Annotated in this window: 15 protein-coding genes; 9 read left to right on the plus strand and 6 right to left on the minus strand. The window is 39.0% G+C overall.

The genetic code is table 11. The features are described 5' to 3' along the window. Positions 1-15: 15 nt before the first annotated feature. The 3 genes from HLH18_RS10280 to HLH18_RS10290 all read right to left on the minus strand — a co-directional run bounded on the left by HLH18_RS10280 (position 16) and on the right by HLH18_RS10290 (position 2,269). The gene (locus HLH18_RS10280; RefSeq protein WP_171546754.1) at positions 16-486 is read right to left on the minus strand and encodes a hypothetical protein; all 471 of its coding nucleotides are present in this window, start codon (positions 484-486) and stop codon (positions 16-18) included. A 99-nt stretch (positions 487-585) separates the two neighbouring features. Further along, positions 586-1,506, minus strand: coding sequence for an ornithine carbamoyltransferase (gene argF / locus HLH18_RS10285; RefSeq protein ID WP_086193398.1), 921 nt, complete (start codon positions 1,504-1,506; stop codon positions 586-588). Between the two features lie 112 nt (positions 1,507-1,618). After that, complete coding sequence (locus HLH18_RS10290; RefSeq protein ID WP_171546786.1) at positions 1,619-2,269, minus strand: TetR/AcrR family transcriptional regulator; 651 nt, start codon at positions 2,267-2,269, stop codon at positions 1,619-1,621. A 248-nt stretch (positions 2,270-2,517) separates the two neighbouring features. Between HLH18_RS10290 and prpB the strand changes: the two genes are divergently transcribed. Both prpB and prpC read left to right on the plus strand, forming a co-directional pair. Beyond that, positions 2,518-3,393, plus strand: a complete 876-nt coding sequence (prpB, locus tag HLH18_RS10295; protein ID WP_067724715.1) for a methylisocitrate lyase — start codon at positions 2,518-2,520, stop codon at positions 3,391-3,393. Positions 3,394-3,417: 24 nt separating this feature from the next. Beyond that, complete coding sequence (prpC, locus tag HLH18_RS10300; protein ID WP_171546755.1) at positions 3,418-4,554, plus strand: bifunctional 2-methylcitrate synthase/citrate synthase; 1,137 nt, start codon at positions 3,418-3,420, stop codon at positions 4,552-4,554. Positions 4,555-4,596: 42 nt separating this feature from the next. On the opposite strand, the gene HLH18_RS10305 is transcribed toward prpC, so the two are convergent. From HLH18_RS10305 to HLH18_RS10315, 3 genes are all read right to left on the minus strand, one after another. Then, complete coding sequence (locus HLH18_RS10305) at positions 4,597-5,229, minus strand: aminotransferase (RefSeq protein ID WP_171546787.1); 633 nt, start codon at positions 5,227-5,229, stop codon at positions 4,597-4,599. Between the two features lie 2 nt (positions 5,230-5,231). After that, the gene (locus HLH18_RS10310; protein ID WP_171546756.1) at positions 5,232-5,708 is read right to left on the minus strand and encodes a CinA family protein; all 477 of its coding nucleotides are present in this window, start codon (positions 5,706-5,708) and stop codon (positions 5,232-5,234) included. 265 nt (positions 5,709-5,973) lie between these two features. After that, positions 5,974-6,399 carry an internalin gene (locus HLH18_RS10315; protein WP_171546757.1) on the minus strand — a complete coding sequence of 142 codons (426 nt, stop codon included), beginning with the start codon at positions 6,397-6,399 and terminating at the stop codon, positions 5,974-5,976. A gap of 226 nt (positions 6,400-6,625) precedes the next feature. On the opposite strand from HLH18_RS10315, the gene pyrG reads away from it, so the two are divergent. From pyrG to HLH18_RS10350, 7 genes are all read left to right on the plus strand, one after another. After that, on the plus strand, positions 6,626-8,266 hold the full coding sequence (pyrG, locus tag HLH18_RS10320; protein WP_171546758.1) for a CTP synthase: 1,641 nt from the start codon (positions 6,626-6,628) through the stop codon (positions 8,264-8,266). A gap of 32 nt (positions 8,267-8,298) precedes the next feature. Beyond that, positions 8,299-9,156, plus strand: a complete 858-nt coding sequence (kdsA, locus tag HLH18_RS10325; RefSeq protein WP_131291032.1) for a 3-deoxy-8-phosphooctulonate synthase — start codon at positions 8,299-8,301, stop codon at positions 9,154-9,156. 45 nt (positions 9,157-9,201) lie between these two features. Continuing rightward, on the plus strand, positions 9,202-10,491 hold the full coding sequence (gene eno / locus HLH18_RS10330) for a phosphopyruvate hydratase (protein ID WP_171546759.1): 1,290 nt from the start codon (positions 9,202-9,204) through the stop codon (positions 10,489-10,491). Between the two features lie 16 nt (positions 10,492-10,507). Continuing rightward, positions 10,508-10,903, plus strand: coding sequence for a septum formation initiator family protein (locus tag HLH18_RS10335; protein ID WP_171546760.1), 396 nt, complete (start codon positions 10,508-10,510; stop codon positions 10,901-10,903). Then, a complete protein-coding gene (gene ispD / locus HLH18_RS10340) occupies positions 10,893-11,585 on the plus strand; it encodes a 2-C-methyl-D-erythritol 4-phosphate cytidylyltransferase (RefSeq protein ID WP_250852404.1) in 693 nt (230 codons plus the stop codon). Before HLH18_RS10335 ends, ispD begins: the two co-directional genes overlap by 11 nt. Positions 11,586-11,668: 83 nt before the next feature. Continuing rightward, a complete protein-coding gene (rodA, locus tag HLH18_RS10345; RefSeq protein ID WP_171529360.1) occupies positions 11,669-12,805 on the plus strand; it encodes a rod shape-determining protein RodA in 1,137 nt (378 codons plus the stop codon). Positions 12,806-12,861: 56 nt separating this feature from the next. Then, positions 12,862-13,518: a DUF6988 family protein gene (locus HLH18_RS10350; protein ID WP_171546762.1), complete on the plus strand. Its 657-nt coding sequence runs from the start codon at positions 12,862-12,864 to the stop codon at positions 13,516-13,518. The last annotated feature ends 2 nt before the right edge of the window (positions 13,519-13,520 follow it).

The following is a 13,520-nucleotide window of genomic DNA, read 5'->3' on the forward strand; positions in this document are numbered from 1 at the left end:
TATCAACTGAGCAGGTTAAAAATGACATTCAGTATTTTTAATTTTCATATGATAATTTTTATTATCTGAACTGAGTTTGATTGCAACATGGTAAGGATTAATGCGTTGAAATTCATGCTCAAAGAATAAATGACAATTTTGAATTAAATTTTGTTTAATCAGAAGTTTTACTTCTTTATCACCAATATCTTCAGCAAACTGGGTGAAGTCTGGGGTCGTAATGATGCCTTGAATATCAATATGATCGGCATATAAACGCAATTGCTCAATCACCGTGTTTTGATCAACTTGAAATGGCATAGTACGAGAATCTTCGTCGCTTATGACATCTAAAATTTCATTCAATGCTTTGGTGTCTTTAATTTTATAAGCTTGGTCGAGGATTTGCTTTTTAAGCAAATATTGGTCGAGTTCTGTAGCTTTGGCTTGTGCGGTATTGACTAAAAGCAAACTGCTTAGGCATAAAACGATTATTTTTAAAGACATGGTTATAATCACTTATAAAAGTTATGGATTGATTATAGTCATTTGAGTATAAAAAAAGCACCCGAAGGTGCTTAATCTTTTTAAGATTTTTCTAATCAATTAGTCTTTCTTTAAATTTTCATTCAGTAAAAATTCAACCAAGGCTTTTTGAGCATGCAAACGGTTTTCTGCTTCATCCCAAACCACGGCATTTTTATGGTCCAGCATATTTTCAGAAATTTCTTCACCACGGTGAGCAGGTAGGCAGTGCATGAACAGGCAATCTGGATGCGCTAAATCCATGAGTTTTTCATTAACCTGAAAATCAGCGAATGCTTTTTCACGAATTTTTTGCTCTTCTTCTTGGCCCATACTTGCCCAAACATCAGTCACGATCAGGTCAGCATTCACAGCTGCATCTTCAGCTGAATCAACAAGTTCTACACAGTGAGCAAATTCAGACAAGAATCTCTCTTGTGGTTCATAGCCTTTAGGCGCAGCAACTTTTAATTTAAAGCCCCACATATGTGCTGCTTCAATATAAGAGTTACACATATTGTTGCCGTCACCAATCCATGCAACTGTTTTACCTTCAATAGAACCACGGTGTTCTAGATAAGTTTGCATGTCAGCAAGTAACTGGCAAGGGTGATGATCATCGGTCAAGGCATTGATGATAGGTACTTTTGAATAAGAGGCAAAGCGTTCTACGATGTCATGACCAAAAGTACGGATCATAATAATATCAAGCATGCTTGAAATCACACGTGCGGAATCTTCAATCGGCTCGCCACGACCCAATTGGGTGTCGCGAGAAGACAGGAAAATTGCACTACCACCGAATTGACTCATACCTGCTTCAAACGAAACACGTGTGCGGGTACTCGATTTTTCAAAAATCATGCCCATAACTTTACCGACGAAAGGTTGGAACACCTCATTGCTATGTTGCTTGCGTTTAAGTTCAATCGCGCGCTGCAGAATTTGGTTAAGTTCTAAAGTCGATAAATCGCGTAAGGTCAGAAAGTGACGTAGAGCCATGGTTACTCCACAATAATTGCTGAATAGAAAACAAAACAACAATTAGTTGTTGGTTGGTTAAGTAAAAAGGGAATCGATTAATATACTATAAGCAGGCAAAATTGCAAAAAAACTAGACTTTTTGATGGCCTTCCAAGAAGCGATCAACACAATAATTGATGTATTTGATCGTTTCCTGATCATTTTCCTGAATTGGGATACCCATTAAAATTCGCCATTCCAAATTTCGTAAAATACCAAAATAGAATTGGGCAGAATAAATAGGCTGTTCACATTTTAATAGACCATTGTTATGCGCCTTTTCTAAAGCACAAGCAATGGCATTTTGAATATGTTTTGGACCTTGTTCATGAATATATAAAGCAAGCTCTGAATTGTGTTGGGTGCGTTCTAAAATGAGACGCATAAATGCAGCATTTTCTGGTTGTAATAGGTGTCTATGAAAATTAAGCAGGGTATTAATCAGGTAAGATTTTAAATTATCTTTATCTTGTTCAAACGGTAGGCAGATATCTTTAAAAAATTGTTCACGGCGATAATCACAAATGGCAGTAAATAAACCTTCTTTATTACCAAAAAATTTGTAGATGGAGGCTTTGGAACCCCCAGCATGTTGGACAATATCATCCAAAGACACTGCATCATAACCACGTTCTAAAAATAGCTCATTTGCGCTGAGTAAAAGCGCCAGACATCGTTCATGACCACGTTTTGTTTGTGGAGTATCACGAGCGAGGGGTTCTAATTGAGCGAGTTCGTGCATATGGTCTATAACGTCAATAATCAAAGAAATGAAATCATTTGCAATGATAGCAAAAATATGCACACATTTTCTTAAAATAACAGTTTTGTCTTATTTGCTCACAATTATGAAGAATCGAAATAACACTATAGTTTTGGTGAATATTTGACTAAAGTTTTAGAGTATAAATTCTAAATAGTCATAGATATGAAGGTGTTTATGGATATACTCGGAATTCGATAAGTAAAGTGAAAACTGTGGAAAGGAATATGACACAACAAATGTCTGCAGGCTTAAGATTTAGACAAGCACTGGAAGTGGAAAAACCATTACAAATTATCGGCACAGTGAATGCCTACGCAGCCATGATGGCGAAAGAAGTGGGTTATAAAGCCATTTATGTATCGGGTGCAGGTGTTGCCAATTATTCTTATGGTTTACCTGACCTGGGTATGACCAGTTTAGATAATGTTCTTGAAGATGTACGTCGTATTACTGAACGTGTAGATACTCCGTTGTTGGTGGATATTGATACTGGTTGGGGCGGTGCATTTAATATCGCTCGTACGGTTAAACAAATGATTGCGGCAGGCGCTGCAGCCGTTCATATTGAAGATCAGGTTGCACAAAAGCGTTGTGGTCACCGTCCGAACAAGGAAATTGTGACCCAGCAGGAAATGGTTGACCGTATTAAGGCTGCTGTCGATGCGAAAACCGATTCAAACTTTGTGGTGATGGCGCGTACTGATGCCTTGCAAAAAGAAGGTTTGCAGGCAGTCATTGATCGTGCCTGTGCATGTGTAGAAGCCGGTGCGGATGCTATTTTTGCTGAGGCAATGACTGACATTACCATGTATCGCACGGTGTGTGATGCTGTCGGTGTGCCGGTACTGGCAAACATTACCGAATTTGGTGATACACCTTATTACACGGTAGATGAATTGGGTGAACAAGGGATCAGTATGGTACTTTATCCACTGTCAGCAACGCGTGCAATGCAAAAAGCGGCGTTGGAAGTGATGCGCTCTATTCGTGAAAATGGTACGCAAGTTAACGTATTGGATAAGATGCAACAACGTAAAGAACTTTACGAATTCCTTGATTATCATACGTTCGAAAACACCTTGGATAAATTGTTTAAATAAATAATTCAAAATGGAGAATTAAAAATGGCTGAAGGAAAAGTACTCACCGGCGCGGGATTGCGCGGACAAGTAGCAGGTAAAACAGCGTTATCTACTGTAGGTAAAAGCGGTGCAGGCTTAACCTATCGTGGTTATGATGTGCAAGACTTAGCTGAAAACTGTCAATTTGAAGAAGTGGCTTACCTGATTTTCTTTGGTGAATTGCCAACCAAAGAACAGCTTGCTGCTTATAAAGCCAAATTGAAATCACTTCGCCATTTGCCGCAGGCATTGAAAGAAGTTCTGGAACGTATTCCTGCGGATTCTCATCCAATGGATGTGATGCGTACTGGTGTTTCTATGCTCGGTAATCTGGAAACAGAACAATCTTTCGATATACAGCAAGATGTTGCAGATCGTATTTTGGCGACTTTACCTGCAATCATCTGCTACTGGTATCGTTTTAGCCATGATGGCGTACGTATTGAAGAAAATACCGATGATGATTCTATTGGTGCACAATTCCTGCATTTACTTCATGGTGAAAAACCAAATGAATTGCATGAACAGGTGATGAATGTATCGCTGATTTTGTATGCAGAGCATGAATTTAACGCTTCAACATTTACGGCACGTGTATGCGCTTCAACCTTGTCTGATATGCATTCATGCATTACCGGTGCGATTGGTTCACTGCGTGGTCCATTACACGGTGGTGCAAACGAAGCAGCTATGGAAATGATTGAAAACTGGACGTCTCCGGAAGAAGCTGAACGTGAAATGCTGGGCAAGCTTGAGCGTAAAGAAAAGATCATGGGCTTTGGTCATGCAATCTACAAAGACAATGATCCGCGTAATGGCATAATCAAAATTTGGTCTGAGCGTTTGGCAAAAGATGTCGGTGATACAGTACTTTATCCTGTATCTGTACGTTGTGAAGAAGTGATGTGGCGTGAAAAGAAATTATTCTGTAATGCGGATTTTTTCCATGCATCTGCGTACCACTTTATGGGCATTCCAACCAAACTGTTCACACCAATTTTTGTGATGAGCCGTGTAACCGGTTGGGCAGCGCATGTGATGGAGCAGCGCGCGGACAATCGTATTATTCGCCCAAGTGCGGATTATACCGGTCCAGAATTACGTAAAGTGGTGCCGATTGCAGATCGTACTGCAGCATAAATTTCTCAAATTGTCATAAAGCCTCTTCGGAGGCTTTATTCTTTAGCTTTTTATTTTTTTTGGTGTGAGTAAAACAGGATCTTCAATGCTATAGCCCGTTTCAAAAGGAATACCCAAGTATTTAACGGCTACAACCATTTTGTTGTGTTGCGGAATTTTGAAGGCTTGTGAAATATTTAAGTTGGGTTTATAGGCTTTAGCTGTATGTTGTAGACTACTTAATTGCGGTGTAACCACTTTATAACGATACTGATATTCAGTGATTAAATCATCAAATCCAGAGCTTGCAGATTTTTGTACGCGCGTTTTTTTCACGATTTGGACTTTGGCAGATGTTTTATTTACAGCAATTAAGGGGGCTAATCTTTTTTTAATTTTTAAAATGTCTTTATTAAATTGTGTGCTGTCTTGATCGTAATCAATCTTCTTGGTTTTAGGGTTGATATAAAGCGAATTAACCTGAATGAGTTTTTCAGGTTGCTTGTTGTTTTTAAATTGATAATAGTAGAGTTGTGGCAGACGACCACGACCATCTTCATAGTGTTTGAGTAGATAGACTTTTTGGTCTTTGACATCATAACCTAAGAATTCTACATTATGAGGTCCTCCCACAGTTGCAAAACTGGTGCAGGGGAGCAGGATTAAACCGAATATAAAAGTTTTGAATTTCAATATAACTAAACTCCATCAATGAGTTTGATGATTTCTGCTGCAATATGCTGGATTAAGACAGAAAGCTTATCTAAAGGCGTTCCATCAATAAAATAATGAAAGTTGTGCATTTTATTTAAGTATAAAATTGAGGTAAAAAAAGTGCCTTCGGGTTTTGTTTTTGTTGCACTACCACCAGGTTTGAGTAAGCCGGTACACGCCACAATAATATCTGCGTGAGTAAATAGTTTTTTTCCATGGATCGCCATGGCTTCTGTGACTTCGGCAGATTCGGCCGTGTATTTTTCTATAAGCTCGGCATCAATATTCAGGATATCAATCTTGATGGAAGGATCATAACTGACCAGTCCACCCAGTAAAATTTCTGCACCACTGTTTTTGCAAATGGAAAATTGACTGCAAAGGTAGCCAGAGCTGGCGCTTTCGATAAAAGCAATCTTTAATTGATGTTGTTCAAGTAGGTCACAACATTTTTTTAACATTCTTAAAAACCCTACAAAGTGATCTGTATTTTAACTCAAATATTACTCGGCTCTTGTATTGCAGTGGAGTAGAGGAGGTATTAAGTTTTAAATTTTTTAATTCATTTTTTCATTTCAAAGAATAGCGTAGTTTCTATTTTTATCAGTATTATTTTTTTTGGGATTAAAATTAAATTGTCATCCATAGTGATCCAATATGGATGAATCATCTAATAAAAAACCCAGTAAAATCACTGGGTTTTTTGCATTTAAACTAAAATTTAACTTAGTTTTCAAGCGCAGGTGTTGCAGCAGCAATTGCAGCAGCAACCGCATCATCTTCAGACTGAGTAGCAGAATTTGATTTTGATGGTGTTGCTTGAGTCGGTTTTTCTTCGGCTTTAGGTGCTTCAGCCTTTGCTGCCACAGCTTTTGGAGCTTCAGTGGTCGCTGGTTGAGTTACTTCACGACGAATTACAGTCGTTGTATTCGCAGTTTCCTGGCGTTCTACTTCAACCTGTGCAGGAGTTTCAACTTGTGTATTTTCAGTTGAATCTAATGGTTCTAACTGGATAGGTTCATCCACTTGTTCAATTTGTTGAGTGGTCTCAACTTTTTCTTGTTCATCTTCCTTTGGTGCTTCTTTTTTTACACACGCTGTTAATAATAAAGCTGCTGCAATAGCGCCACAAATCAAAAAATTTTTATTCATAATTGCACAAAACAAAGCATTAATAGGATGTAACCATTATAACAGCAAATACCAAGATGAAAATCCTATAAAGTCCCTCTAATTTTTTATCGGAAATGCTGATAGAATAACCAATTGTTTATTGTTCTTTGAATTGATGCGGAATGACTTTGCTTTATAGGTACAGAGTAAAGTAAAATTGCGCAACATTGCAGGCCGATTTAGGCTCGATTGTACGAGAAACCCAATGACCCATTTTATTTTCGTGACTGGTGGTGTAGTTTCATCACTAGGTAAAGGTATTTCAGCTGCTTCAGTTGCTGCACTTTTAGAAGCCCGTGGTTTAAAAGTAACCATGGTCAAAATGGATCCATACATTAATGTCGATCCAGGGACAATGAGTCCTTTCCAACATGGTGAAGTTTTTGTCACAGAGGATGGTGCTGAAACTGACCTAGATTTGGGTTATTACGAACGTTTCTTGCGTCGTGCGAAAATGACCAAACTGAATAACTTCACTTCAGGTCGTGTTTATCAAGACGTACTCAATAAAGAACGTCGTGGTGATTACCTCGGTGGTACTGTTCAGGTTATTCCACATATTACGGATAATATTAAAGAACGTGTTCTTCGCGCAGGCGAAGGCTATGACGTTGCGATTGTTGAAATTGGCGGCACAGTAGGTGACATTGAATCTCTCCCATTCATGGAATCTGTTCGTCAGTTAATGGTTGAGCTTGGTCATAAACGTACCATGCTGATGCATTTAACATTATTGCCATATATCAAATCTGCAGCTGAACTTAAAACCAAGCCAACACAACACTCTGTAAAAGAGCTTTTGTCGATTGGTATTCAGCCAGACATTTTGATCTGCCGTACAGAGTACGATGTAGATGCCGATACTACGCGTAAGATTGCATTATTTACCAACGTTGAAGCACGTGCCGTTGTGGTATGTAAAGACGCACGTTCGATCTACCAGATTCCACGTACATTCTACGAACAAAATGTTGATGATTTAATCTGTGAACGTTTTGGTTATAACGATCTTCCTGAAGCTGATTTAACAGATTGGGATAATGTTGTAGAAGCATTACTGAATCCTGAATACACGGTACGTGTAGCGATGGTTGGTAAATACGTTGAACTTCCAGATGCTTACAAATCTGTAAACGAAGCACTTTTACATGCCGGTATTAAAAACCGCGTTAAAGTTCAAATCGACTACGTAAATGCTGAAGAACTTGAAAGCCAAGATGTTGCAACTGTATTAAAAGATGCTGATGCGATTCTGGTTCCAGGTGGTTTCGGTGAGCGTGGTACTGAAGGCAAAATGCAGGCGATTAAATTCGCACGTGAAAATGGTGTTCCATTCCTTGGTATCTGTTTAGGCATGCAGCTTGCAGTGATTGAATATGCACGTAACGTTGCCGGTATTGCGGATGCTACTTCTACCGAATTTAACCGTTCAACTAAATCCCCATTGATTGGTTTGATCACTGAGTGGCTAGATGAGCGTGGTGAAGTTCAACAACGTAGTGTTGAATCTGATCTTGGTGGAACCATGCGTTTGGGTGCCCAAAAATCAGAATTGGTTGAAGGTACTAAAACTCGTGAAGTGTATGGTAGCGCGGACATTATTGAACGTCACCGTCACCGTTACGAAATGAACAACCGTTATATTCCTGTGCTTGAAGAAAAGGGCATGAAAATTTCAGGTTATTCACCAGTACAACATTTAGTAGAAACTGTTGAAATTCCTCAACATCCTTGGTTTATTGCTGTACAATTCCACCCGGAATTTACCAGCTCGCCACGTGATGGACATCCATTATTTGCTAGCTTTATTGACGCTGCTAAAAAACAGTATCAAAAAACCAAATAATGTTGCTCTAGGAATAAACTAGGAAAGTTTAAATGTCACAATTAAAACCACAAGAAATTGTACGTTTAGGCGATATACAAATGGCAAACCACTTGCCATTTGTACTATTCGGCGGCATGAACGTACTTGAATCTAAAGACTTAGCTTTTGAAATTGCTGAAACTTATGTTGATATCTGCACACGTTTAGATATCCCATATGTATTTAAGGCAAGTTTTGATAAAGCCAATCGCTCTAGTTTGCACTCTTTCCGTGGCCCCGGTCTGGAAAAAGGTCTTGAGTGGTTAGCGGACATTAAAAAACATTTCAATGTACCGATCATTACTGACGTACATGAACCTTACCAAGCTGCGCCTGTAGCTGAAGTGGCTGATATTATTCAGTTACCCGCATTTTTGAGTCGCCAGACTGACCTTGTTGAAGCCATGGCAAAAACGGATGCCATCATCAATATCAAAAAAGCACAATTCCTTGCTCCACATGAAATGCGTCATATTTTGCATAAGTGTTTAGAAGCAGGAAATGACAAACTGATTATTTGTGAGCGTGGTTCGGCATTTGGTTACAACAATTTGGTTGTAGACATGTTGGGCTTCGACATCATGAAAGAAATGGATGTTCCTGTGTTCTTTGATGTAACGCATGCGCTTCAAACTCCAGGTGGTCGTGCGGATTCAGCAGGTGGACGCCGTGCGCAAATCACCACGCTTGCGCGCGCAGGTATGGCAACTGGTTTGGCTGGTTTATTCCTGGAAGCACATCCAGATCCAGAAAAAGCCAAGTGTGATGGTCCATGCGCACTGCGTATGTCACAGCTTGAGCCGTTCTTGGCGCAATTAAAAGAATTGGATACTTTGGTTAAAGGATTCAAAAAGTTAGATACTCATTGATGCTTTAAATAGCATCTAGTTATTCAATCAACTGAGGAATTGTTCATGAGTCAAATCGTTGACATCCGTGCACGTGAAATTTTGGACTCTCGTGGTAACCCAACCATCGAAGCAGACGTAATCTTAGAATCTGGCGTAGTTGGCCGTGCATGTGCACCATCTGGTGCTTCAACTGGTTCTCGTGAAGCTTTAGAACTTCGTGACGGTGATAAATCACGTTACTTAGGTAAAGGTGTTCGCACTGCTGTTAATAACGTAAATACGTTAATTCGTGATGCTCTAGTTGGTAAATCAGTATTCGAACAAAAAGACATCGATAACACGATGATCGCGTTGGATGGTACTGAAAATAAAGAAAAATTAGGCGCAAACGCAACATTGGCAGTGTCTTTGGCTGCTGCTCGCGCTGCTGCTGAAGAAAAGAAAATTCCTCTTTTCCAATACATCGCAGACTTACGTGGTCAATCAATCTTGACTATGCCTGTACCAATGATGAACATCATCAATGGTGGTTCACATGCAGACAATAATGTTGATATTCAAGAGTTCATGATTGAGCCAGTAGGCTTCACTTCATTCTCTGAAGCGTTACGTGCCGGTGCTGAAATCTTCCATTCTTTAAAATCAGTTTTAAATAAAAAAGGTTTAAATACTGCAGTTGGTGATGAAGGTGGTTTCGCGCCGAACTTGCGTTCGAACGAAGAAGCAATTACCGTTATTCTTGAAGCAATTGGTCAAACGGGTTACAAAGCTGGTTCTGACATCATGCTTGCGCTTGACTGTGCATCTTCAGAATTCTACAAAAATGGTCAATACATTCTTGCAGGCGAAGGCAACAAAGCTTTCACAAGCAACGAATTCTCTGACTATTTAGCTGGTTTGGTAAAACAATACCCAATTATCTCGATTGAAGATGGTTTGGACGAGTCTGATTGGGAAGGTTGGTCTTACCTGACTTCAATCCTTGGCGACAAAATCCAATTGGTTGGTGATGACTTGTTCGTTACGAATCCTAAGATTTTACAACGCGGTATTAATGAGAAAGTGGGTAACTCTATTCTTATTAAATACAACCAAATCGGTACTTTGACTGAAACTCTAGATGCGATCTACCTTGCGAAAGCAAATGGTTACTCTACAGTGATTTCACACCGTTCAGGCGAAACTGAAGATTCTACCATTGCGGATCTTGCAGTCGGTACAGCAGCGGGCCAAATCAAGACTGGTTCATTGTGTCGTTCTGACCGTGTTGCTAAATACAACCAATTGCTTCGTATTGAAGAATTGACTCATGCTGCATATCGCGGTAAAGCTGAATTCAAAGGTTTGAACTAAGCGACTAATGCGATTTATGTTAAGTATATTTAACTCCACTGCGAGTAAAGTATTATTGGGCCTTGCGATCATCTTGATCGCAGGGTTTCAGTACTTATTCTGGTTTGGCGAAGGTGGTTATCATGACCATCAAAAATTAGCCGAAAAAATTCAACAACAAACAGAAATAAATGCGGAATTAAAAGAACGTAACCGTGTTTTAGCTGCTGAAGTCTATGACTTGAAAAATGGTATTGAAGCCATTGAAGAACATGCACGTTTAGATCTTGGTTTAATCAAGCCGCATGAAACTTTTATACAAATGAGCATGATTGGTACAAACTATAAACCCATTTATATCGACCCAAATGCCAAAGTTGATTTAAGAACAAATGAAGACGGTGCCGGAGATCTACCCGCAAATGCGCCATAAAATTTGGGCGGTTATTCCTGCTGCGGGTTCGGGTAGCCGTTTTTCTAAAACTGAACTTAAACAGTATCAAATGATTCAAGGCCAAACGGTATTAGAACATACGATCAGTCGTTTGAATGATTTGCCACTTTCAGGTTATGTTTTGGCGATCAGTGAAGATGATTCGGTTGCAAAAACACTGAATTTTGCTCAGCCGCATAAAGCTCATTTTTGTATAGGTGGGGCGGAACGGGTGAATTCTGTTCTGAATGCTTTGACTTATCTCAGTCAGATTGCTTCACCTGATGATTTGGTTTTTGTGCATGATGCCGCACGTCCTTGTGTCACCCAAGATTGTTTGAATCGTTTAGTGAATACTGCAATACAAGAAAACTGTAGTGCGATTTTGGCAATACCGGTACGTGATACTTTAAAACTGGTTAAACAAGCCAATACTATTAATAAAACCGTGAGCCGTGATTATTTATGGCAAGCACAAACACCGCAAATTTCAAAGTTAGGCATATTGAAGCATGCTATTGAAAAAGCTTTGCAGGATGGCATCACGATTACTGATGAAGCCAGTGCTTTAGAGTATGTGGGGGAAATCGTGAAAGTGGTGCAGGGTCGTTCAGACAATATCAAAATCACTTATTCTGATGATCTGGAACTTGCAAAATTGATTTTAACAGTACAAAAATAAAATAAAAAATGGCTTCAGATGTATTATCTCTAGAGCTTTAAATTTATACTTTGGCATCGCATTTAAACACTCAAATATTTCAAATGATACCATCACCTCAGTATCGTTTTTTACGTCACTCTTTACGTGATGGTAGAAGCATTAAACATGATTCATCAAGATGGACTAGATTACATTTAGATCCATGGCTACTTTGTTTTCTTTTATTGAATTCAGTGCTGGGATTGATGGTGGTCTATAGTGCAACCATGCAAGATAGCAGCATGGTCATCCGCCAAGCTACAAGTTTTGGCGTGGGCTTTATAATCATGTTTTTATGTGCTCAGATTCCACCAAAAGTTTATCAAGCTGCGAGCCCTTATTTTTATATACTGGGCATTGTGCTGTTGGTACTGGTGCTGCTCATTGGTGATACCCGTTTAGGTGCCAAGCGTTGGCTAACCATTCCGGGCATCGGAAGTATGCAGCCCAGTGAGATTATGAAATTTGCCATGCCGTTAATGATGGCCTGGTTTTTTTCTCGTCGTGCTTTTCCACCCACATTTATGCAGATTGCCATTGGACTCATGTTAATGATGTTTCCTTTCGTGTTGGTGGCTTTGCAACCTGACCTGAATATTGGACTCATTATTCCCGGTATTTTTGCTTTATTTCTTTGTGGGATGTCATGGCGCCTAATTTTGGGTGCATTGACGGCACTGGCGGTGGCAGCACCGCTTATTTGGATGTTCTTGTTACAGACCTACCAAAAGAAACGGGTTTTAACTTTATTTGATCCAGAGTCGGATGCGTTGGGTGCAGGCTGGAATATTATCCAGTCCAAAATTGCCATTGGTTCTGGCGGTTTAACCGGTAAAGGGTATTTGACCGGGACGCAGTCGCATTTGGGTTACTTACCTGAACATCATACTGACTTTATTATGTCAGCCTATGCTGAAGAATATGGTTTTATCGGGGTATTTTTATTATTCAGTCTTTTTGCGGCCATTATTATTCGTTGCTTAATGATTGGGTTGAATAGCTTCCACAATTTTGGTCGTTTATTTGCCGGAACGATTGGATTGACGTTCTTCTTCTTTGTATTTTTAAACTCGGGCATGGCGAGCGGTATTTTACCCGTTACTGGAGATCCATTGCCGTTGATGAGTTATGGTGGTTCAGCTGTTATTTCGTTACTGGCAAGTATGGGTATTGTGATGTCAATTCATACCCATAGATAAACAAAATAACTATTTTAAAGCGAGATGATAATCTCGCTTTTTTGTGAGAGGGGAAAATGAATCTGTATAAAAAATCATTAATGATGATTGAAGAATTAAACAAACAATTAGATAGTTCAGAGTTGGTTGATGGCGGGTTAAGACTTGATTTGGTTTATCAATGTTGCGAAATATCCATAGAACATGGAATTGCTGTAAAAACACTTTTAGAAACTGAATTGTATACTTCAGCACTTGCATTGTTTAGAGTGCAATTTGAGTCTACTGTCCGTGCATATTGGTTGCTTTTGAGTGCGACAAATAATCAAATTCTGAAATTTCAAACCACAAGCATTGCGGAGCTATTTAAAAATGAAAAAATACCAATGGTTTCTGAAATGATAGAAAAATTAAAAAATATTGAAGAAATTAGGCCTATGGCACTACAGTTTGAAGAATTTAAATTTTATTCACTTAAGCACTTAAACTCGATTGTTCATACTGGGAAACATTCTTTAGTAAGAAGTACATTTGGTCTAAATGAAAAACAATATAGTGATGTAATGAAACAATCCAATGGATTAACAACTATGGCCGGGCAAATTCTTTTAAGACATAGTGGTAAAGAAAAATGGATATATATTTTGCATGCTAAATACCGTGATTGTTTTTTGATGCAAGAGGATATTTCATCTGAAGAAAAAGCAAAAATTGATGCAATGTATAATAAGTAATA

Origin of the sequence: Acinetobacter sp. ANC 5414 (assembly GCF_013004295.1) — a bacterium.
In the GTDB taxonomy this organism is placed as follows: Bacteria; Pseudomonadota; Gammaproteobacteria; order Pseudomonadales; family Moraxellaceae; genus Acinetobacter.

Excerpts from the sequence above, each read along its gene's own strand:
- kdsA (WP_131291032.1), top strand. The coding sequence starts at position 8,299 with ATGTCACAATTAAAACCACAAGAAATTGTACGTTTAGGCGATATACAA.
- prpB (WP_067724715.1), top strand. The coding sequence starts at position 2,518 with ATGACACAACAAATGTCTGCAGGCTTAAGATTTAGACAAGCACTGGAA.
- argF (WP_086193398.1), bottom strand. The coding sequence starts at position 1,506 with ATGGCTCTACGTCACTTTCTGACCTTACGCGATTTATCGACTTTAGAA.
- HLH18_RS10335 (WP_171546760.1), top strand. The coding sequence starts at position 10,508 with ATGTTAAGTATATTTAACTCCACTGCGAGTAAAGTATTATTGGGCCTT.
- HLH18_RS10310 (WP_171546756.1), bottom strand. The coding sequence starts at position 5,708 with ATGTTAAAAAAATGTTGTGACCTACTTGAACAACATCAATTAAAGATT.
- HLH18_RS10350 (WP_171546762.1), top strand. The coding sequence starts at position 12,862 with ATGAATCTGTATAAAAAATCATTAATGATGATTGAAGAATTAAACAAA.
- eno (WP_171546759.1), top strand. The coding sequence starts at position 9,202 with ATGAGTCAAATCGTTGACATCCGTGCACGTGAAATTTTGGACTCTCGT.
- HLH18_RS10315 (WP_171546757.1), bottom strand. The coding sequence starts at position 6,399 with ATGAATAAAAATTTTTTGATTTGTGGCGCTATTGCAGCAGCTTTATTA.
- rodA (WP_171529360.1), top strand. The coding sequence starts at position 11,669 with ATGATACCATCACCTCAGTATCGTTTTTTACGTCACTCTTTACGTGAT.
- pyrG (WP_171546758.1), top strand. The coding sequence starts at position 6,626 with ATGACCCATTTTATTTTCGTGACTGGTGGTGTAGTTTCATCACTAGGT.
- prpC (WP_171546755.1), top strand. The coding sequence starts at position 3,418 with ATGGCTGAAGGAAAAGTACTCACCGGCGCGGGATTGCGCGGACAAGTA.
- ispD (WP_250852404.1), top strand. The coding sequence starts at position 10,893 with ATGCGCCATAAAATTTGGGCGGTTATTCCTGCTGCGGGTTCGGGTAGC.
- HLH18_RS10280 (WP_171546754.1), bottom strand. The coding sequence starts at position 486 with ATGTCTTTAAAAATAATCGTTTTATGCCTAAGCAGTTTGCTTTTAGTC.
- HLH18_RS10290 (WP_171546786.1), bottom strand. The coding sequence starts at position 2,269 with ATGCACGAACTCGCTCAATTAGAACCCCTCGCTCGTGATACTCCACAA.